The following is a 20,590-nucleotide window of genomic DNA, read 5'->3' as shown; positions in this document are numbered from 1 at the left end:
GGCATCCAGAATATGTCCTTGCGCCGCTTCCTGCGAGCGGCGCAAATGCTGAAACCTGCCAACAGAATCTCGGACAAGACCGTGCTTTGTCAACAACAATCGCCCGATCAACGGGGAATTGTCACCAAGGCAAACCAATCACGGCGCGGCTATTCTGAAATGATCCTGCACCTCAATGCCGGGGGATCAGCGGCGCGACAAATGATCTGACCCCACCGTTCCCCGCGGGGAACTCCGCATGGTCAGGACCCTGCGAGGCTGGCAGCAACCCGATGGTCAGGGCACCTCCTGATGCTGCGTCCCGACGATCTTCCGGCCAATGCGAGCGCGAGACAGGCAGACAGCTCCCAGCGCCTTGGCAACGCCGATCGCAGATCCCTTCATGTCCGAGCCAAGCCTTACGACGACACCAAACGGTTCCTTTCGAACCGATACTTCCCCTCGCGCCGGTGGACAGCGGCACGACAGGTCATCTCGCCCATTGTTCCCCGCGGGGAACTCCGCTTGATCGGGACCCTGCGAGGCTGGCAGCAACCGATGGTCAGGGTATCTCCTCATGCTGCACCCCGACGGTCTTCCGGCCAATGCTTGGCAAGGCCATTCGCAGATCCCTTCATGTCCGAGCAAAGCCCTGCGACAACGCCAAGGATTCCTTTCAAACTGATACTTCCCCTCGCGCCGGTGGATAGCGGCACGACACGTCATCTGGCCCATTGTTCCCCGCGGGGAACTCCGCTCGAACCCGGACCCTGCGAGGCTGGCAGCAACCGATGGTAAGGGCATCTCCCGATGCTGCCCCCCGGCGGTCTTCCGGCCAATGCGAGCGCCAGACAGGCAGGCAGCGCCGAGAGACTTGGCAAGTCCAGTCGCTGATCCCCTCATCTCCGAGCCAAGCCCTGCGACAACGATCAATCGTCCTGCATGCACCAACCCACCGTCACCGAAAGCGCCGACCGCATTGTCGCTCACCACCTCGGCTCTTCGCGAAAAGCCCTCTCATGCTTGCCCGGCGCGCGAAGGCCTGTAGGTAACGCCGCCGAGTTCACGCCCCGCCCCCGCATCCGCGAAGGCCGACGCCCGCACACAGGCGACAGCAGCTGCAACACCAACCACGCGCAAATCACGGTGCCGACATGACCACAGAAGGTCAGCCCGCCATGTCGCGGCGTTCAGATGACGCAAGCCCGCGCGCCGCTCATCGGCAAGAAAACCACCGCAAACGCAACGGTGAAGCCACCATCCTACGCACGAGCGCGCCATCTGGCGTGCCCAAGTCTTTATTTCCAGGACGAAATGTTATCGCCGCCCGGCACGGCCCGCCGTCGGAGCGTGGAGTTCGCCGACGACAGGCAAAGGCCGCAAAGCTTGCGCCCGCGGCTGTTACCGCCAACGACGAGGAAGCCTTCAACGCGCTGTGCGGAACGGATCCTGACGTCAGCGTCCAACCGTGACACAGAAATCCGACAAGGAGCCCTTCCGCCGTCCCGCGCCTCCCTGCATCCAACACAATCATTGCAAGATGGCTTTGGACGAATAAGAGATTGTCCCCCGTCATGGTCAGACAACTAACGCAGTGTGACCCCGCCTTGGCGTCGAACGGACAAACAATCAGGGCCCGGCATTGTCGATCTTCGTGCCGGAACTTTGCAACCATTGCCGCACGCGTCAAAACCGCCAGGAACCGCTGCAGGGCCAACCTACAAATCCACAGCAGTCGGTGATACGCATCTCGACAGCATCGAGCGCAGGAACTATCTCTAAAATATGACTATTCATAACGACGACACGATAGCCGGCCGCATAAGTCGCGCGCTCGCGGAGCGCATCGTGACGGGCGCCTTGCCGCCCGGCTCGAAACTGAAGCAGGACCACATAGCCGAGGAATTCGGATCCTCGCACGTTCCCGTGCGCGAGGCCCTGCGCCGTCTGGAGGCGCAAGGCCTTGCCGTCAGCGAACCGCGCCGCGGCGTTCGTGTTGCCTCCTTCGATCTAAAGGAGGTGCAGGAGGTCGCGAAGATGCGCGCCGCCCTCGAGGGCCTTGCACTGCGCCACTCGGCAGAGCACCTGACGCCTTCGCGTCTCGACCAGGCCGAACAGGCAACGATCGACGGCGACAATGCGCGCGACGTTCGCACCTGGGAAGAGGCCAATCGCAGGTTTCACAAGCTCATCCTCGAACCCTGCGAAATGCCGCGTCTGCTTTCCGCCATTGACGACCTGCATGCGGCGAGCGCCCGATTCTTGTTCGCCACCTGGCTCACCGACTGGGAACCGCGAATCGATACGGACCACCGCAGCATTCTCGCATTTCTTCGCGCCGGCAAGGTCGAGAATGCCGTGACCGCGCTGGAGCGGCATGTGCAATGGATCGGCGGCCCGTCGCGGCGAATGCAGCATGCCGCTCGCGAACGATTTGCAATCGTCGGCTAGCCTCCGTTCTCACTTGCTCCCCGCGCGTTTCCTGTTCAGCGGTAGCCTGCGCTCCGAGCTCGGACAATAGCGACGCGCATCGGCCGAGCGATCGCAATCCCTGTTGCGCGCTGGAATGCAGCCTGATTTCTGAGAGTGGCATCGAAAACGCGAAGCCTGTCAGCCAATCAGGCGCTAGCCGACACAGGAGCACCTGAGTCGGATCGCCAATCTTCCTCAGGCGAACAAACTGAAAAACGCACTTGCCTAACGTCGCGGGAACTTATTATAGATAATTTTGATTTCTATCTACGACTCGACATCCCGCAGCGCAAAGGTTTTAGTCAAATGCAGCCACATACCGACTGTCCAAACGCGGCGAACGGAAATAGGGGGCATATAACCGCATCCGACGCCACAATTATCTATAATTTACCTTTCAACGACCTTCTCTTTCGCGCCCACGGCATCCATCGAGCCAATTTTGATCCCAATGCCGTACAGATGAGCCGCCTCCTGTCCGTCAAGACCGGCGGATGCGCCGAAGACTGCGGCTATTGCAGCCAGTCGGCCCATTATCCGACCGGCCTCAAGGCTTCAAAACTGATGGAGGTCGACCGCGTACTTTCCGAAGCGCGAAAGGCGAGGGAAGGGGGTGCAACGCGCTATTGCATGGGCGCCGCCTGGCGCAGCCCCAAGGACCGGGACATGGATTCGATCGTCGCGATGGTCGAGGGTGTGCGGGCGCTCGGGATGGAGACCTGCATGACGCTCGGCATGCTGACGCCGCAGCAATCGGCGAGGCTCGCGGATGCCGGCCTCGACTATTACAATCACAACATCGATACCTCGGAGCGTTTCTATAGCGAGATCATCACAAGCCGGACCTTCGCAGATCGCCTTGATACCCTTGCCAATGTCCGCCAGGCCGGCATCAAGGTCTGCGCCGGCGGCATTCTCGGAATGGGCGAGACGGCGGAAGATCGGATCTCGATGCTTGTCACGCTTGCCAATCTTCCGGCGCCGCCAGAGAGCGTTCCGATCAATATGCTGATCCCGATCCCGGGTTCAAAGCTCGCCAATGCAAAGCCGATCGATCCAATCGAATTCGTTCGGACGGTTGCGCTGGCACGCATCCTGATGCCTGCTTCCCACGTTCGCCTGTCTGCGGGACGAACGGATATGTCGGACGAGATGCAGGCGCTCTGTTTCTTCGCGGGCGCCAATTCCATCTTTGTGGGCGAAACCCTCCTGACAGCGGACAATCCCGGTGAGGATCATGACGCGGCTCTCTTTCGCCGCCTGGGGTTGAAGGCCGAACAGCTGGAACGGGTAGAGTGAGTGCCGGGGGCCTTGCAGTCTATGAGCGCAAGCTCGCTGGCCTTGATCGCAAGGGAAGGAGCCGCAGCCTTGTCGCCGCTTCCGGCGCGGATTTCGCCTCGAACGACTACCTTGGTCTTGCGCAATCGCAGCGGCTAGGAGATGCGCTTCGGTCTGCATTGGACCGCGGCGTGGCAGTGGGGGCCGGGGGTTCGCGCCTGCTACGTGGCAATCATCCGGAGCATGACGCGCTGGAGCGGGAGGCTGCCGCGTATTTCGGGGCAGAACGGGCGCTCTACTTCGCCAACGGTTATGCTGCCAATGTGGCGTTGTTCTCAACCTTGCCACAGCGCCAGGACATCATCCTTCATGATGCGCTCATCCATGCCAGCGCTCATGAAGGCATTTCTGCCAGCCGGGCGCCATCGATCGCGACCTCACACAACGATGTCAACGCCGTCGCCGACGCCATCCGATCATGGCGCAAAGCCGGCGGCACCGGCCGACCCTGGATCGCTGTCGAAAGTCTCTACTCGATGGACGGGGATCGCGCGCCGCTTCGCGAGTTGGCCGAACTTGCGAGGCTCCATGATGGTTTCCTCGTCATCGATGAGGCACATGCGACGGGGGTCTTCGGAAAGGGAGGACGCGGCCTGGCGGAGGGGCTGGGGCATCCAGAAAACTGCATAACGCTGCACACCTGCGGCAAGGCGCTTGGTGCGTCGGGCGCGCTTGTCCTTGCACCGACAGTCCTCTGCGATTTCCTCGTCAATCGCGCCCGCAACTTCATCTATTCAACGGCACCATCCCCGCTGATGGCTGCGACAGTTCGGGAGGCATTGAGGATCCTCGACGATGAACCGGAGCGACGCGACAAGCTCGCCGGACTTGTCTCTCTTGCCAATCGCGAGATGGAAAGGACGATCGGGATGCGATCCAGCGGCTCACAGATCCTCCCCATTCTTGTCGGCGACAATCGTCGCGCGGTGCGGATCGCCGAAGGCTTGCGGACCGAGGGTTTCGACGTCAGACCCATCCGCCCACCAACCGTGGCAGAGGGCACGGCGCGTTTGCGCATCTCCATCACCCTCAACGTCGAACCGGAGACAATTTCGCGGCTGTTCGAGAGGCTGGCCGTTGTCATGCGAAAGGAGCAGCAATGACGTCGCGCTTCGTCGTCACCGGCACTGACACCGGCATCGGCAAGACTGTTTTCGCCGCCGCATTAACCTGCGCACTCAAAGGACATTACTGGAAACCTGTCCAGTCGGGACTGGACGAGGAGACCGACGCAGAAACGGTCGCCCGACTGGGCAATGTTCCGGCCGAACGGATTCTACCCGAGGCCTACCGGCTAAAGACACCAGCATCCCCCCACCACGCAGCGGCGCTTGATCACGTGACGATCGAACCCGGCGCGCTTGAACTGCCGGCGCTCCCGCATCCGCTTGTCATTGAGGGCGCTGGTGGCGTTCTCGTTCCACTGACATCAGGAATCCTGTTTGCCGATATCTTCGCTCGCTGGCAGGCACCCGTCATCCTGTGCGCCAGAACCTCGCTCGGTACCATCAACCATACGCTGCTATCCGTAGAAGCGCTGCAGCGCCGATGTGTGCCCATCTTCGGCATTGCCTTTATGGGCAAGGAAAACGCCGAAACCCAGAGGATCATCATCCACATGAGTGGTGCTCGGGAATTGGGACGGCTGGAGCCGACCAACCCGCTTACCCACGACGGCCTGATGGCAGCCTTTCATCGCGGCTTCGATGTGTCGGTCTTTCGGAGTTCAACGTCATGACGCGCTCCCCTGTATGGCATCCATTCACACAGCACGGCCTCGAGCCGCCGATGAAAAAGGTCATAGAGACGGAAGGCGCCTATCTGATCGACGAAGCCGGCAGTCGCATTCTTGATGCGATCTCCTCATGGTGGGTCGTCACCCACGGGCATCGGCATCCGACGATCATGGAGGCGATCCGCCGTGCGACCGACAGTTATGACCAGGTCATCTTCGCCGAATACACGCATGCCCCTGCCGAAGAACTCGCCCGTGGTCTGATCAAGCTAAGTCCGGCCGGGCTTGAGCACGTCTTCTATTCGGACAGCGGGTCGACGGCGGTCGAGGTTGCGTTGAAGATGGCGCTTGGCTTCTTCCACAACACCGGCAGGCGCCGCGATCGGATCGTCGTCATGGAGCACGGTTATCATGGCGACACGATCGGAACGATGTCCGTCGGCGAAAGGGGCGTCTTCAATGCCGCCTACGAGCCTCTGCTGTTCGGCGTCGATCGACTTGCCTTTCCGGAGCCTGGTTCCGAGCAACAGACGCTTGATGCCTTTCACCTCCTTTGTTGCTCCGGCCAGGTCGCGGCTTTGTTGATTGAGCCACTGGTACTTGGCGCCGGAGGCATGAAGATGTTCGAGCCATCCTTGCTCGGCAAGCTCAGGGAGATCGCCCGCTCCCACGATGTGCTTTTCATCGCAGACGAAGTGATGACCGGCTGGGGCAGGACAGGCACCCTGTTTGCCTGCGATCAGGCAGGCATTTGTCCGGATATCCTCTGCACATCAAAAGGACTGACCGGGGGCGCCATGCCGCTCGCTGCCACACTTTGCACAAGCGAGATCTTTGACGCGCATGTTTCCACCGACCGCCGCAAGACCTTCTTCCATTCGAGTTCCTACACTGCCAACCCGATTGCATGCGCGGCAGCGGTCGCCAACCTGGAGATCTGGACGAACGAGCCGGTCCAGGCGCGCATAGATCGCCTCGCTGCCCTGCAGGAGAAGGCGCTGCGACGCTTTGCCAATGATCGGCGCTTCATGAACGTCCGCCAGACCGGCACCATTGCGGCGCTGGACATGGCTGTCGGCTCGGAAGGATATTTAGCCGACATAGGACCGCGCTTGCGCGGCTTCTTTCGCGACCGCCACCTGCTCATCCGCCCACTTGGAAACGTCATCTACCTCATGCCACCTTATTGCGTGTCGGAAGCCGAAATCGATCGCCTTTATGACGCCATAGACGAGGCTGCGGACGAACTGATCGGAACGGCAGCATGATGAAGGTCCGCTCCGCGCGCATCGCAGGCTTTGGGCACGCTGTTCCGGGTCGCTGTGTCGAAAACGCCGAAATCGAGCAATCCCTCGGGCTCGAAACCGGTTGGATCGAGCGTCGCACCGGGATCCGCACCCGATACTGGGCAGAAGAGGGCGACACCCTCAGCGGCCTCGCCACCGAAGCCGGAGCCATGGCCCTCGACAATGCCGGGATCGATCGATCCGAGGTCGGCCTGATGCTCCTGGCAACCTCCACGCCGGATCAGCTGCTGCCCCCGACGGCGCCACTCGTGGCACACAGGCTTGGACTAGAGCACTGTGGCGCGATCGACCTGGCCGGCGCCTGCTCCGGTTTTCTTTATGCCCTGACACTCGCAGACGCATTCGTTCGCACCCAGGGGAGGCCGGTTCTTGTCGTTGCCGCCAATATTCTCAGTCGCCGCATCAATCCGGCCGAGCGTGCCAGTTGCGTATTGTTTGCTGACGCGGCGGGCGCAGTAGTGCTGACGCCCTCCAGCGATCCTTCCGTCGGAATTCTCGGCACTGAACTCTGCTCCGAGGGCAGCAACTATGACCTGATCTCGATTGCCGCCGGCGGCAGCAACAAGCCCTTCGCACCGGGGCGCGCCGCCACGGACTATCTGATGACGATGCGAGACGGGCGTGAGGTGTTTTCCCGGGCGGTCGAGATGATGAGCACCGCCTCGCAGCGGACGCTCGACATGGCTGGCGTGGAAGCTGCAGCGATCACCCGATTTGTACCGCACCAGGCCAATGTCCGGATATTTCAGGCAGTTGCAACCAATCTCGGGATCGGGCCCGAACGGACCGTCTGCTCGCTGGACCGGTTCGGAAACTCTTCCGCCGCGACGATCCCGCTCACCTTGTCGCTGGATGCAGCCGCCCGGCCTCTCAGGGAGGGTGAAACCCTTCTTCTTGTAGCAGCCGGTGCTGGTCTCACCGGGGCGGCCGTCACCTACCGCGTCTAGTGCTTCCGGCAATCCAGGCTGACCGCGAGATGCAGGTGCCCTTTAGCGATTGATGCGCGTCGACAGGATGATCGAAGAGAGGGTTTTCTCGACGCCGTCGATATCTCCAATCTTGTCGATGGCGGTATCGAGCTCGCTGATCGAGCCGGCGGCCACGATTGCGATCATGTCGAAGCTACCGCTGACCGAATGGACCGAGCGGACGTCCGCAATTGCCTGCAGCTCTTGGGTGACGCGTCCGAGCGCTTTGGCAGCAAGGGTGATCAGCACGTGGGCCTTTATCTGACCGCTCTCGAAGTTATCCGATAGCCGCACGCCATAGCCTGCTATGACGCCGTCGCGCTCCAGGCGCTCGATCTTGGCCTGCACTGTTGTGCGCGACAGGCCGAGCTTGCGGGCCAGCATGGCGGTCGGCATCCGGGCGTTTTCGCTGAGAATCGACAGAAGCTGCCGATCCTTGTCACTCATCGTCATATTGATCAATCCAGACGGCGATATGCCAAAGAATTCCAGTCGATTTTATCATTCTCGCGCTGTGAATCAACCAAACCGACAGGAATAAAGGGGGCATAAAGATTTCTCGAACCAATATGAGGGAACGCATATGAAAAACATTGTCGTCATCGGCGCTGGCAAGATCGGCTCGACGATCGCCCGTCTTCTCATCCATTCCGGCGACTACCACGTCACGCTTGCCGACCGCAGCAAGCAACAGCTGGATCACATGGAGACGAACGCCGCGCTCAGCCTGGCGGAAGTGGACATTGCCGACCACGCAGCCCTGGTCAAACTCCTTTCCGGCAAGTTTGCCGTACTGAGTGCCGCCCCGTTCCATCTGACGATTGCCATCGCCGAGGCTGCGGCCGAAGCCGGCGTGCACTACCTCGATCTGACCGAAGACGTCGAATCCACCCGCCGCGTCAAGGCAATTGCCGCCGGTGCATCCACCGCGTTCATACCGCAATGCGGCCTGGCGCCGGGCTTTATCTCGATCGTCGCCAACGATCTTGCGAGCCGCTTCGACAAGCTCGACAGTGTTCGCATGCGCGTCGGCGCCTTGCCGCAGTATCCCTCGAATGCCTTGAACTACAACCTGACCTGGAGCACCGACGGCGTCATCAACGAGTACATCGAGCCCTGCGAGGCGATCGTCGACGGCCAGCTCATCGAAGTGCCGGCTCTGGAAGAGCGGGAAGAGTTCTCCCTCGACGGCGTGACCTACGAGGCCTTCAATACATCCGGCGGTCTCGGCACGCTGTGTGAGACGCTGAAGGGCAAGGTTCGCACGCTGAACTATCGTACGATCCGCTATCCCGGCCACGCCGCGATCATGAAGGCATTGCTGAGCGACCTCGGCCTTCGTCATCGCCGCGAAGTTCTCAAGGACATCCTCGAGCACGCCTTGCCGTCGACGATGCAGGACGTCGTCATCGTCTTCGTCACTGTGTCCGGTTGGAAGAACGGCCGTCTCGTGCAGGAAACCTATGCCAACAAGGTCTACAGCGCTGTTGTCGCCGGCCGCATGATGAGTGCGATCCAGATCACCACCGCCTGCAGCATCTGCGCCGTGCTCGACATGCTGGCCAAGGGTGAGTTGCCTGGCAAGGGTTTCATCCGCCAGGAAGATATTGGTCTCGACGCATTCCTCGACAGCCGCTTCGGCCACCACTATGCGCAGAAGCCGTACGGCGAAAAGATCGCCGGCTGATCGTCCGATCAAAGTGGACAAGAAAAAGCGCCCGGAAATGATCCGGGCGCTTTTGCGTTGTCTGCCTGGCAACGAAAGTCAAACTCAATTCACTTTGCCTTGTGGCGGGAAAATGGCGCCCCTCTCTCGCTCGGAAAATCAGCCGAGCCGCCTGCAAGCCGCTGCGATTCGCTCCAGGGCTTCCTTCAGGTCCGCTTCCGCTGAAGCGTAGGAGATCCTGAAGTACGGCGACAGGCCGAAGGCCGAGCCCGGAACGACAGCGACATTCGCCTCCTCGAGCAGATAGGCGCAAAACTCGCTGTCCGACGTGATCTTGCGGCCGCCTGGGGCAGTCCGGCCGACAATACCGCCACATCCGGAGAAGGTATAAAAGGCGCCCTCGGGAACGCGGCAATCGAGACCATCAATTGCGTTCAGACCGGAAACGACGAGATCGCGGCGCCGCTTGAAGCTCTGCGTTCGTTCGGCAAGAAAATCCTGCGGCCCGTTGAGTGCGGCAACGGCGGCAGCCTGGCTGATCGAAGATGGGCAGGACGTTGCCTGGCTCTGCACCACGGCCATAGCCTTGATAAGCGCCTTCGGGCCACATGCATAGCCGATACGCCACCCGGTCATGGCATAGGCCTTGGAGACGCCGTTGATCGTCAGCGTGCGCTCACGCAGGCGCGGCTCCAGCTGCAACGGCGTGACGAACCGAAAATCGTCATAGACGATGTGCTCATACATATCGTCGACCATCAACCAGACATGCGGATGCCTGAGCAGTACATCCAGCAACGGGCGATAGTCCTTTGCGCTATAGGCCGCACCGGACGGATTGGACGGCGAATTCAGCAGCAGCCAACGCGTCCGCGGCGTGATCGCCGCTTCGAGTTTTTCGGCGGTCAGCCGGAAGCCGCTCTCCGCATCGCATGGGACAAGCACCGGCTTGCCTTCGCAGATCTGAACGATATCGGAATAGGACGTCCAGTAGGGCGTGGGAATGATAATCTCGTCGCCGGGATCGACGGTTGCCATCATCGCGTTGAAGAGGATCTGCTTGGCGCCGGTGGCAACGGTTATCTCGCCAACCTCGAAGGAAACTTCGTTCTCGCGCTGAAACTTGGTGCGGATTGCTTCCTTCAACGCCGGCGTGCCGTCGAGCGCCGTGTATTTTGTGTCGCCGCGCTGCATTGCGTCCCATGCAGCCTGCTTGACATGGTCTGGCGTTTCAAAATCGGGCTCACCGGCTCCAAGGATGATGACCGGCTTGCCGTCCCGTTTCATGGCAGCGGCGCGCGCCCCGATCTGCAGGATCTCCGAGACGCCTATGGCAGATATCCTCGAGGCGGGACGAAAGCCCGCCTCTTCAATCTTCACATCGATCGTCATGGCAACACCTATTCGATCTCGAAGGAAACGCCCTGCGCCAGCGGCAGAGCCTTCGAATAGTTTATCGTGTTGGTTGCACGGCGCATGTAGGCCTTCCACGCATCCGAACCGGACTCGCGGCCACCACCGGTCTCCTTCTCGCCACCGAATGCGCCACCGATTTCAGCGCCTGATGTTCCGATGTTGACGTTTGCAATACCGCAATCGGATCCGTCGGCTGACAGGAAGCGCTCCGCTTCACGCAGGTCCAGCGTGAAGATCGACGAGGAAAGCCCCGCGCCGACGGCATTGTGGTCTTCGATAACGCTGTCGAAGTCGGAGTATTTCATCACGTAGAGGATCGGCGCGAAGGTCTCTTCCAGCACCGGCCCGACCTGCGACGGCATTTCCACGAGCGCCGGCTTGACGTAATAGGCCTTGTCGTGGGGCATCGCGACGCGCTCACCGCCGTTGACCGTGCCACCATGGGCTTTAGCCTCGCCGATCGCCTTTTGCATATTGTCGAAGGCAAGCTTGTCGATCAGGGGACCGACCAGAGCCGTGCTTTCAAGCGGATTGCCGACAGAGACATTGGCATAGGCCTTTTTCAGGCGCGGTACGAGTTGATCATAAACACTCTCGTGGACGAACAGGCGGCGAAGTGTCGTGCAGCGCTGGCCGGCCGTGCCCATTGCCCCGAAGGCAATTGCGCGCAGCGCCATGTCGAGATCGGCAGACGGGCAGACAATGCCGGCATTGTTGCCGCCGAGTTCCAGGATCGAACGGGCAAAGCGGCGAGCAAGTCGAGGACCGACTTCCCGTCCCATACGTGTGGAACCCGTCGCCGAAACCACCGGCACCTTCGGATGGTCGACCAGGACCTCGCCGATCGCACGGTCGCCGATCAGCACTTCGCTCAGACCCTCTGGCGCATCACCGAAGCGGGCAATGGCGCGCTGCAGGATGGCCTGCGATGCAAGTGCGGTCAGCGGCGTCTTTTCGGAAGGCTTCCAGACGACCGCGTTGCCGCAGACCAGCGCCAGAGCAGCGTTCCAGGCCCAGACTGCGACAGGAAAGTTGAAGGCAGAGATGACACCGACAACACCGAGGGGATGCCAGGTTTCCATCATTCGATGCCCCGGCCGTTCGGTTGCGATGGTCAGACCATAGAGCTGGCGGGAAAGACCGACCGCGAAATCGCAGATGTCGATCATCTCCTGTACTTCCCCCAGGCCTTCGGACGGAATCTTGCCGGCTTCGATCGATACCAGTCGACCAAGCTCCGTCTTGACGGCACGCAACTCTTCGCCCAGGAGGCGGACAAGCTCACCGCGCTTCGGCGCCGGGACAAGGCGCCAGGTCTGGAATGCGCGCGCAGCCTTGTCGATCTTGGCGCCCGCCGCGTCCTGGCTGTCTGTCTTCAAAGCCGCGAGCTGCTCGCCCGTGACCGGGCTGTAGGAGGCCAGGTCGCCGCCTGTGTAGAGCGCCTTGTCGACGCCGATCTTGTCGAGGAGCCCGACGGCTTCTTGGGCCACATTCACTGTTCTCGCTGCGATGGTCATTTGTGCACTCTTTGACGTTTTGAATGGTTGCTGGTTCGGTCTGTTGGCCTACTCGGCCGCCTGCGCCGCGGTCAGAAGGGCCCGGCATTCGGCGATTGATTGCGCCTCGATATCAGCATAGTGATCGAATTCGTTGAGAACCGAGGCGCCGAGGTCCCGCTCGAAGCGCTGCTGATTGGGGCTTGCAGTAAACTCCTGCGCAGCCTCGTCCCCGAGATTGGACTGGAAGATACCCGCAGCACTGACGGGCAGGAAGTCTTCGTAGACAATCGGGTCGAAGCAGATGAGGCCTTCCGCCACAAGTTGATCGACACTGGCATCAGCCGAGGCAATCGCGCTCCGGCCTTTCGGCGTGAGTGAGTAGCTGAAGTAGCCAAGACCCTGGTCGCGAATTTCGGCCCAGCTGTCCGGGAAAGGCGCGAAAGCCTCGGCGAGTGCTTTTTCGTAAGCCGCAGCGTTCGAGCCATCGGCCGCGGGGCGCACGACCTTGCGCGAATCCGCCAAGAGCTTGTCGTAGAGGGCGCGGCCCTTCGGTGTCAGGGCGATGCCGCGGCTCTCAATCTCCCCAAAACGCGCGGTATGCGTGCCCTGCTGCCAGTTCCCGCCCGCATCCTTGAAAGAGACGGCTTCCTCGAGGGCCTTGAACGACGTCTGCCGCAGCAGAATCGCGCAACGACGGCTCGGCGGACCTTCGACAACTGCCTTCGGCGCAATGCCATATTCCGGCATCAACCGCTGCACGTCGTCGATATCAAGCGTGCGGGGTGTCAGGTGATTGATGTGCGGTCCCTTGAAGGAGACAACGTCGGCTATAAGCCGGTGCGCATCATGCAAGCGCCTATACATGGCGAGATCAACGTTCGCCTGATGATGCCAGCGGAAAGTCTCCAGCACTTCTGCGACGAAGCGCTTGGCATCGTCCTCGCCTAGACCGCCCTCGCGCTCGGCCCTTTCAGTCAGTTCGATGGCGCCAGCGGTAAAGATATGACGCTTCTGCAGGACCGTCTCGGCTTCGGCGCGCAGTTCTTCGTCGGCAATCAGGTCGAGGCGCAGCAGCGAGGTGAAAACACGGAAAGGATTGCGCTTCAGCGCTACATCGCCGACCGGGCGGAAAGCGGTGGAATGGACTGGTACGCCTGCCTCGCTGAGATCGTAATAGCCGACCGGGAACATGCCCATGACGGCAAAGACGCGTCTCATCATCGCAAGTTCGTCGGCAGTTCCGAGACGGATGGCGCCGTGGCGCTCTTCGGAAACACGCTCGAGGGAATCCGTTTCTTCCAACCTGCGCCTGAGGGCTGGATCGGCTGCAAGCGTGGCCTCATTCACTTTTGCAACAATGTCCATCAGGGTGCCGTAAGCGGGCACCTCGGTGCGATACATGGCCGACATTGCCGCCGAGAATGCAGAGCGGATGCTGCAGGAGGAAACGAAACTTCTGGTCAACATTTATTGCCTCACGCGCCATAGTTGGAAGAGTTCATTCTGGATTGCGATCATATCGCGCGTGGAGTACATGAATAACAATAAATCAAGCTTAGATGATGCGGTTTTGGAATGACTTTGCCCCGAAAGCTGACGCCCGACCTGACAACGCTGCAGTCTTTTGAATCTGCCGCCCGACACGGCAATTTCACGCGCGCCGCTCTTGAACTTCATCTGACGCAAAGCGCCATCAGCCGCCAGATCAAGGACCTGGAAACCCAGTTGGGGGTCCTTCTCTTCGAACGCGTCCGCCAGCGGGCAATCCTGTCGGAAGCCGGACGAAGGCTGCTGCCTGAGGCAAGGCGGCTCCTCCATCAGACAGAAGAGATGATGATCCGTGCAGCATCGGGCGCCGATGCGACTGCGACGCTTTCGATTGCGACCTTGCCGACGTTCGGCAGTCGTTGGCTGACGCCTCGGCTGCCGAACTTCCTGGCTGCCCATCCCGGCTCCCTCGTTGACATAACATCGCGCTCCGAGCCTTTCGATTTCGAGCAGGAAAACGTCGATCTCGCCATCCATTACGGCCAGCCAATCTGGGCAGGGGCGACCTGCACCTTCCTTTGCGACGAGAAGATCGTTCCCGTTGCCAGCCCAACCCTTTTACAAGCGGATCCGGTTGCAACCCCGGCCGAGCTCATGCGCAGGCCCCTGCTGCATCTGGCTACACGCCCACGACTCTGGCGCCAATGGTTCGAATTTTGCGACGTCGACGCAGATCCTTCCTATCGCGGCAATCGGTTCGACCAGTTTTCGATGATCATCGAGGCGGCTACGATGGCGATGGGGTTCGCGCTTCTACCGCTCTATCTCATCGAACAAGAGTTGAGTGCTGGAAAGCTGCAAATCGTCTTTGACCGGCCGATGGCGACGGAAAACAGCTATTATGTCGTGATGCCAGACGGTAAGCGCGAACATGCCCTCGGCGTGGCGTTCACGACCTGGCTTCTCTCACAGGTAAGCACCAGGGGTGCGACTGAATCGTGAGCAATGATGAAGCACCATCAGACCTTCCCAGTGCACGGATGCTGAGTTGGGCCCGAAACTCCACCATCTATCGGCTCGAGCAGCGAATGATGACCGAAAGACAGCTGTACGATGCCATCATCCGGAAGGCGAAGCACAAATTCGAAAACATCACCGAAATGCAGCTCAGAGCGGTTGCAGAATCGGCCGTGACCTTCGCCTATGACAATGGCGGCCTGAACGATATCAGCTATGCCGAGATCAGCACGCGCTCTGGTGTTCGCAGTGGCCGGTCGAAACGGCGCATCGCTCAAACCCTTACACAAAAGGGCGTCGATCAAGGAGTCATCACTACCGCACTTGATGAGGCGGATGAACTGCTCGCAGCCGTGCATTTTGCGCGCAAGCGTCGCTTCGGACCGTTTCGTCGTGGCGACGCCGATCGGGAGCGCAACGCAAAGGAAATGGCGGCCTTCGGGCGCAATGGCTTCAGCTACGAAACGGGCAGGACGGTGCTCAATATGAGCCAAGAAGAAGCCGAAGATCTGGTGATCACGCGATCTCGCCAAGCTTAAATTTCATCTGAAACAATGTCACGGGAGAGGTTTCACGATGTCGAGCCCCAGCGGTCCGTGAAGGTGAGGGTGATGCTACGGGCCTTCCAGCTGAGCATCGTGGCACTCGACAAGCTCCCATGACTGCATCGATGAAGGCGACGTGGTCTATACTTAGCGTCGTCGGGTTATTGCAGCCTTGCGCCGCCATGGCGATGCCGTCCTGTCCGACGATGGCGATATCATCCGGTGTGCTTCTGCCGAGCAAACGGTCCTTGCGATCCTGTTGTCATCCCGGGTGCCCTGCGTGGGCTTCCGCCTCCGGCAGCGCGAGCAGGCGGCGCAATGGTACGGCTGGTCGCGTCAGGTCGGCAAGCGTGTAGCCATCGAGCACATCGAGAAATGCCGCAGCCGCCGAAGCGAGCGCCCTCTTCAATACGCACGCAGGCTGCACGACACAGACAATCTCCGTACCATTTTCCATGCACGGCACGATCGCAAAGTCGGGTTCGCAGGCCCGCACGATCTCACCGACGCCGATCTGTTCGACGGCACGTGCGAGCCGCATGCCGCCGTGACGACCTCGTACAGTGTCGATCAGGCCCTTTTGCCCGAGTTCGTGGGTGATCTTCATCAGATGCGCCTTTGAAATATCATAAGCTTCGGCGATTTCCGCAATCGTCGACAGCCGCTCTCCCTTGAGCGCAAGATACATCATGAGCCGCAACGCGTAGTCGGAGTAAACGGTCAAACGCATCACCAGATCCTCCCGGAAAAATCGGCGCAATCGCATAAAAGATATCGGCAACGTATATCAAATAGCAAGGCGGCCGTCGCCGGTCGCCTTGCATTTCCGAAAACCTATGCAGCAGCGAGTTCGTCGGCCGGACCGAAGAACTCGTAGTGAATACGATCCTGCGGGACACCGGCCTTTGCGAGCCCGTTCACAAAGACGGCGAGAAAGGGCCGCGGGCCGCAGAGATAGAAGTCGGCCTCTGCGATCGGCGTGTTCCTTGCCAGCCATTCAACCGTGATGAGGCCATCGTGGTCGAAGTGAACGCCCCTCTGATCCTGCGCATGCGGGCTTCCGTAGAAAATTGTCGTCTTGAGATGCTCCCGGTCCTTGGCAATATCGCGGACATGCGATCCCATCGCATGGACACGACCGTTCTCGGCACCATGGACGTAATGCACGGGTACCTCGCGTCCATCGTTTGCAATGGTCTCCAGCATGCTCACCATCGGCGTCAGACCGACACCGCCGCTCAGCAACACGACGGGCCTTTCCTGCCCAGTCGGCAAATGGAAATCTCCCGTAGGAGGGGCAACCTCGATGACCGCGCCTTCCTCAACCTGATCATGAAGGAACCTTGATACCAGCCCATGCGTCTCTCGCTTGACCGAGATGCGGTAGCTCTCGGCATTGGGCGCAGAAGAAATGCTGTAGTTTCGATGCTGCGGAGGAAGACCCGGAATATCGAACCGAAATGTCAGATACTGACCAGGCCGATGACTGATCACCGCCCCGCCATCAACCGGTCGCAGCACGAACGATGTGATGATGTCGCTCTCCCGGCGCTTCGACACGACGGCAAACTGCCTCCATCCATTCCAGCCGCCTTCGGACGCTTGAAGACTATTATAAATCTGTCCTTCACGTTCGATCAGAATATTGGCCAGAAACCAGAAGGCCTCGCCCCATCCGTTGAGGATTTCATCCGTCGCCGCCTCGCCGAGGACATCCTTGATCGCATTCAGGAGGGCCGTCGCGACATGGGGATAATGCTCGGGCCGGATGTGCAGGCCGACGTGTTTTTGGGCGATCCGTTCAACAGCTGAGGTGAGTACGGCGAGATTGTCAATGTTCTGGGCGTAAGCGAGGATCGCCTGCGCCAACGCCTTCGTCTGGCGCCCGCCTTCTCCCTGGTTCGACTGGTTGAACAGGTTGCGGACCTCGGCATTCTCAAACAGCCGCTTATACATGGCCGCCGTGATTTCGGTCCCGTGACTTGCGAGGGCAGGCGCTGTTGCGCGGACAATTGCCTTCGTGGCCTCGGTCAATGTTTGCGTCATCATGGTCTCCAAAATTTGTTCCGTCGACAAAGGTGACGTAACCATCATAAGATATATTGGCAATATATGTTTATCCGCCTGTGCCGTTCGGTCGCAGTCGCGCTGCAAAGCTCGGACCCCGCCGAGGCCCGCCTCATGCAGTGCCATGGGCCGAAACGGGGAGCGCGGAACCGATGACGACACGGCTCGGTCATCCAGAGGACAAAGGAACTTGCCACTTCCGCCCCAACGAATGCCCGAGACCACGGGCAGGGCCGGGTGGCAACTGCCTCGCCCATGAAGCGGTTGCTCAATTTTTTTCCGGATCCAGACGAGTGCCCGTATCTCCTCCCAATCTCGCCTGACAGGGACGCGTTCCTCTGCTCGCCTCAAGCAGAACCTCGCGATTTGCACCGCATGTCGCCCTTTTCCTCTCAAGGGCACTTGCCGTCGACACCGCCCAGGTCTTCGCACATTCGATGCGCGGCAGTCTGCGGATGAAGGACGATCGCGAACCATGCCAATTTGATCACGCCGTAAGGCGCTCGATCGCATAAAGCGCAAGACGCCGCCGGTGAAATAGGACGGGCGTCGAAAGAACCTCCTATGGGTCCAGCCGACGCTAATTGCCGAGATCGAGTATCGCGCCAGGACGCATGACGGCAAGCTGAGACACGCGTCCTACAAGGGGCTACGCGAGGTGTCGGATAATGCAGCGGTTTATGTGGTCGGCGATCAACTTGCAGGCAGTTTGTAAATTAGGGTGAGACGTCCACCAACCTCACCTAGGTAGTTTCCACTGCCGGGAAACGCCACGACAGATTCCAATCATGGCTAGAAATATTGTAAACTTCGTGCTACATATCCCGCTAATCTGTAGCGCGAAGGTTTCAAATGCCTACTCCCCATAACCCTCCAGCGGCCGTGCGCCGCGCCCTGCGGAAGCTCGGCGCGGATATCCACGACGCCCGCCGCCGTCGCAAACTGCCTATGGCGGTCGTGGCGCAGCGTGCTTTCACATCCCGCTCAACCCTGCAAAGGGTCGAAGCCGGCGACACCAATGTCAGCATCGGCATCTATGCTGGCGTCCTTCAGGCCCTCGGTCTGCTCGAAGGTCTGGGGCAAATCGCCGACATCAGCAACGACAGTGTCGGACAGGCATTGGCCAGTGCCGATCTGCCCAAGCACGTTCATCTTAGGCGGCCAACCCGATCGCCCCACGATGGCTGACTTCGAGGTGCACATCGATCTGCATGGTCGCACGCGCCCGATCGGATTGGCGAGGAGCAATCGCGTCCGCGGCGCGGAAACTATTCTTTTCGAGTACGAAGATACATGGCTTGAGGATCCGCACCGCTTCTCGCTGGAGCCAGCACTTGCATTGACGCGCGGCGCCTTCGCTCCTCCTGCCGGACTAGCAACCTTCGGCTCGATCGGCGACTCCGCGCCAGATACGTGGGGCCGCCGCCTCATGCAGCGCGCCGAGCGTCGCTTTGCCGATCGCGAGGGCCGCGCCGTGCGCACGCTCGCGGAAAGCGACTACCTGCTCTGGGTCGCAGATGAGACGCGGCTCGGCGCGCTGCGGTTTCGCTGGGTCGGCGAGGATATCTTCCAGGCGCCTGTCAGAGCCGGCGTGCCGGCCCTAATAGAGCTTGGCCGCCTGCTTCAGATCACCGAGCGGATTCTGCGGGACGAGGAAACGGACGAAGACCTTCAACTCATCTTCGCGCCCGGCTCCTCCCTCGGAGGTGCGCGGCCGAAGGCGTCGGTCATCGACCAACACGGCCATCTCTCCATCGCCAAGTTTCCGAAGGAGACGGACGAGTACAGCATGGAAACCTGGGAGGAGATTGCGCTGCGGCTGGCCGGCCAAGCCCGCATTGCCACTCCACGACACGAACTTGTCAAAGTGGCCGGCAAGTCAGTGATGCTATCGCGACGCTTCGATCGCGATGGCGTGATCCGCATCCCATTCCTGTCCGCAATGGGGATGATGGGCGCCAAGGACGGCGACCGTAGCAGTTACCCCGAAATTGTCGACGCCCTGGCCCGGCATGGCTCCCAGGGAAAGAGGGACACTCACGCGCTCTATCGGCGGGTCGTCTTCAATGTGCTGATTTCCAATGTCGACGATCATCTGCGTAACCACGGCTTCCTCTGGCTTGGCAAGGCCGGATGGTCGCTCTCGCCCGCCTATGATCTCAATCCGGTGCCTACGGATCTTAAAGCGCGGGTGCTGACTACGAACATTGACCTCGACGAGGGCACCTGCTCCCTTGATCTTCTCGAACAGGCTTCCGAATATTTCGCGCTCACGCTGGCGCAGGCACGTGTAGTCATCAAAGACGTCGCGACCGTGACTTCAACATGGCGCGAGACAGCCATGGCCGTTGGTGCCCGGTCGGCCGAGATCAACCGCATGGCCAGCGCCTTCGAACACGACGACCTCACGCGAGCGCTGGCGTTATGACGCGTTGCGACTGTTGTCACGTGCTCTTTTATGAAAACGGAAACGGGAGACTTGCCGGCGCGACTGATACGATAGGGGCCTGCGACATCCCACTTTTCGATCTGATCGGCAACCTTAGCCGGCCGGTTGCTTACGGTTCGATGATTATGAGGCCGCGTGGCCGGCACAAAGATATCAAGTACACGGGCTGCTTCTCGAAATGACAACCGGGACCCCAGTTCGGCTTGGATGCGCTCCAACTCGGGGGTAGCTCGGCCATTCAACAGGGTCTCGACGCTTCCCATGCACAGCGGCACCACCGCGGCACACGCACTTGGCAAGAGCCAAAGAGCGAATGGATCGTACGGTACCTACTATCATGCACCGACCGACGGCGGTTACAGTCTTGGCACTTCCGATCTCGGTGGCCGGCTTGATCCGCCTGAAACTGCGTCAGTTCCTGTTGCAGGCGCCGCTGGATCTCCTTGGCTTCTTCGAGGGAGAGGCCAAAATCGTTGAGACAGGCCCCATCGAGAGACCGGTCGACCTTGGCAATGTCGCAACGCTGCGACACGCCGTCGATGCCAAGACGCTCGACCGAGATGATCATCTTTAATTGCGGAGCCAAGTAATGCCCCTTCAGAAAAGGCACATGCTTACCCAAAATTTCTTCCCCCCACTTTTTC

At 60.3% G+C, this 20,590-nt stretch carries 19 protein-coding genes and 3 pseudogenes; 14 read left to right on the top strand and 8 right to left on the bottom strand.

The genetic code is table 11. The annotated features are described in order from the left end of the window. Positions 1-18 precede the first annotated feature (18 nt). The 7 genes from AF71_RS03660 (at position 19) to AF71_RS03630 (ending at position 7,778) form a co-directional block, all read left to right on the top strand. Positions 19-210, top strand: coding sequence for a hypothetical protein (locus tag AF71_RS03660; RefSeq protein WP_169679980.1), 192 nt, complete (start codon positions 19-21; stop codon positions 208-210). Between the two features lie 1,554 nt (positions 211-1,764). Further along, a complete protein-coding gene (locus AF71_RS03655) occupies positions 1,765-2,430 on the top strand; it encodes a GntR family transcriptional regulator (RefSeq protein WP_025658367.1) in 666 nt (221 codons plus the stop codon). A gap of 327 nt (positions 2,431-2,757) precedes the next feature. After that, complete coding sequence (gene bioB, locus AF71_RS03650) at positions 2,758-3,750, top strand: biotin synthase BioB (RefSeq protein ID WP_210258130.1); 993 nt, start codon at positions 2,758-2,760, stop codon at positions 3,748-3,750. Then, positions 3,747-4,892 carry an 8-amino-7-oxononanoate synthase gene (locus AF71_RS03645; protein ID WP_169679978.1) on the top strand — a complete coding sequence of 382 codons (1,146 nt, stop codon included), beginning with the start codon at positions 3,747-3,749 and terminating at the stop codon, positions 4,890-4,892. Before bioB ends, AF71_RS03645 begins: the two co-directional genes overlap by 4 nt. Continuing rightward, positions 4,889-5,527 (top strand): dethiobiotin synthase, encoded by a 639-nt coding sequence (bioD, locus tag AF71_RS03640; protein WP_169679976.1) that lies wholly within the window; start codon positions 4,889-4,891, stop codon positions 5,525-5,527. Before AF71_RS03645 ends, bioD begins: the two co-directional genes overlap by 4 nt. Further along, positions 5,524-6,792 (top strand): adenosylmethionine--8-amino-7-oxononanoate transaminase, encoded by a 1,269-nt coding sequence (locus tag AF71_RS03635; protein WP_169679975.1) that lies wholly within the window; start codon positions 5,524-5,526, stop codon positions 6,790-6,792. Before bioD ends, AF71_RS03635 begins: the two co-directional genes overlap by 4 nt. Next, complete coding sequence (locus AF71_RS03630; RefSeq protein ID WP_210258129.1) at positions 6,789-7,778, top strand: beta-ketoacyl-ACP synthase III; 990 nt, start codon at positions 6,789-6,791, stop codon at positions 7,776-7,778. Before AF71_RS03635 ends, AF71_RS03630 begins: the two co-directional genes overlap by 4 nt. Positions 7,779-7,820: 42 nt before the next feature. Here AF71_RS03630 and AF71_RS03625 read toward each other — a convergent pair whose 3' ends face one another. Continuing rightward, positions 7,821-8,252, bottom strand: a complete 432-nt coding sequence (locus tag AF71_RS03625; protein WP_112646901.1) for an Lrp/AsnC family transcriptional regulator — start codon at positions 8,250-8,252, stop codon at positions 7,821-7,823. 130 nt (positions 8,253-8,382) lie between these two features. Between AF71_RS03625 and AF71_RS03620 the strand changes: the two genes are divergently transcribed. Continuing rightward, the gene (locus AF71_RS03620) at positions 8,383-9,486 is read left to right on the top strand and encodes a saccharopine dehydrogenase family protein (RefSeq protein WP_169679973.1); all 1,104 of its coding nucleotides are present in this window, start codon (positions 8,383-8,385) and stop codon (positions 9,484-9,486) included. Between the two features lie 138 nt (positions 9,487-9,624). Here the strand turns inward: AF71_RS03620 and AF71_RS03615 are convergent, their stop codons facing one another. From AF71_RS03615 to AF71_RS03605, 3 genes are read right to left on the bottom strand one after another with little or no spacing between them, the layout of a single operon-like run. After that, entirely contained in the window at positions 9,625-10,857 is a 1,233-nt protein-coding gene (locus AF71_RS03615) for a pyridoxal phosphate-dependent aminotransferase (protein WP_169679971.1), read from the bottom strand. Positions 10,858-10,865: 8 nt separating this feature from the next. Next, positions 10,866-12,398: an aldehyde dehydrogenase family protein gene (locus AF71_RS03610; protein WP_169679969.1), complete on the bottom strand. Its 1,533-nt coding sequence runs from the start codon at positions 12,396-12,398 to the stop codon at positions 10,866-10,868. 48 nt (positions 12,399-12,446) lie between these two features. After that, positions 12,447-13,847, bottom strand: a complete 1,401-nt coding sequence (locus tag AF71_RS03605) for a VOC family protein (protein WP_169679967.1) — start codon at positions 13,845-13,847, stop codon at positions 12,447-12,449. Between AF71_RS03605 and AF71_RS03600 the strand changes: the two genes are divergently transcribed. The 3 genes from AF71_RS03600 to recX are packed head-to-tail and all read left to right on the top strand — an operon-like array spanning position 13,780 to position 15,424. After that, positions 13,780-13,959, top strand: a complete 180-nt coding sequence (locus tag AF71_RS03600; protein ID WP_018855496.1) for a hypothetical protein — start codon at positions 13,780-13,782, stop codon at positions 13,957-13,959. The genes AF71_RS03605 and AF71_RS03600 overlap by 68 nt on opposite strands. Then, positions 13,956-14,870 (top strand): LysR family transcriptional regulator, encoded by a 915-nt coding sequence (locus AF71_RS03595; RefSeq protein WP_169679965.1) that lies wholly within the window; start codon positions 13,956-13,958, stop codon positions 14,868-14,870. Before AF71_RS03600 ends, AF71_RS03595 begins: the two co-directional genes overlap by 4 nt. Beyond that, a complete protein-coding gene (gene recX, locus AF71_RS03590) occupies positions 14,867-15,424 on the top strand; it encodes a recombination regulator RecX (protein WP_169679963.1) in 558 nt (185 codons plus the stop codon). Before AF71_RS03595 ends, recX begins: the two co-directional genes overlap by 4 nt. Before the next feature lie 32 nt (positions 15,425-15,456). On the opposite strand, the pseudogene AF71_RS32205 reads toward recX, so the two are convergent. The 3 genes and pseudogenes from AF71_RS32205 to hmpA all read right to left on the bottom strand — a co-directional run. Next, positions 15,457-15,674: pseudogene (locus tag AF71_RS32205) on the bottom strand (LacI family transcriptional regulator); the annotation flags it as partial. Between the two features lie 18 nt (positions 15,675-15,692). Continuing rightward, positions 15,693-16,160: an Rrf2 family transcriptional regulator gene (locus AF71_RS03580; RefSeq protein WP_018855499.1), complete on the bottom strand. Its 468-nt coding sequence runs from the start codon at positions 16,158-16,160 to the stop codon at positions 15,693-15,695. Positions 16,161-16,264: 104 nt separating this feature from the next. Beyond that, complete coding sequence (gene hmpA, locus AF71_RS03575; protein ID WP_169679960.1) at positions 16,265-17,476, bottom strand: NO-inducible flavohemoprotein; 1,212 nt, start codon at positions 17,474-17,476, stop codon at positions 16,265-16,267. A 514-nt stretch (positions 17,477-17,990) separates the two neighbouring features. On the opposite strand from hmpA, the pseudogene AF71_RS03570 reads away from it, so the two are divergent. The 3 genes and pseudogenes from AF71_RS03570 to AF71_RS03560 all read left to right on the top strand — a co-directional run. Next, a pseudogene (locus AF71_RS03570) lies at positions 17,991-18,212 on the top strand (ATP-dependent DNA ligase); the annotation flags it as partial. A gap of 137 nt (positions 18,213-18,349) precedes the next feature. Beyond that, complete coding sequence (locus AF71_RS03565) at positions 18,350-18,685, top strand: helix-turn-helix transcriptional regulator (RefSeq protein ID WP_026371549.1); 336 nt, start codon at positions 18,350-18,352, stop codon at positions 18,683-18,685. Further along, complete coding sequence (locus AF71_RS03560; protein ID WP_169679958.1) at positions 18,678-19,925, top strand: HipA domain-containing protein; 1,248 nt, start codon at positions 18,678-18,680, stop codon at positions 19,923-19,925. The genes AF71_RS03565 and AF71_RS03560 overlap by 8 nt, the downstream gene beginning before the upstream one ends. A 29-nt stretch (positions 19,926-19,954) precedes the next feature. Here AF71_RS03560 and AF71_RS03555 read toward each other — a convergent pair. Further along, positions 19,955-20,532 (bottom strand): annotated as a pseudogene (locus tag AF71_RS03555) (ISKra4 family transposase); the annotation flags it as partial. Positions 20,533-20,590: the final 58 nt, after the last annotated feature.

This window comes from Rhizobium sp. 57MFTsu3.2, from assembly GCF_012932765.1.
GTDB classification, from domain to species: Bacteria; Pseudomonadota; Alphaproteobacteria; order Rhizobiales; family Rhizobiaceae; genus Rhizobium; species Rhizobium altiplani.
The sequence above is the reverse complement of the archived record's forward strand: the minus strand, read 5'-3'. Positions and strand labels throughout refer to the sequence as shown.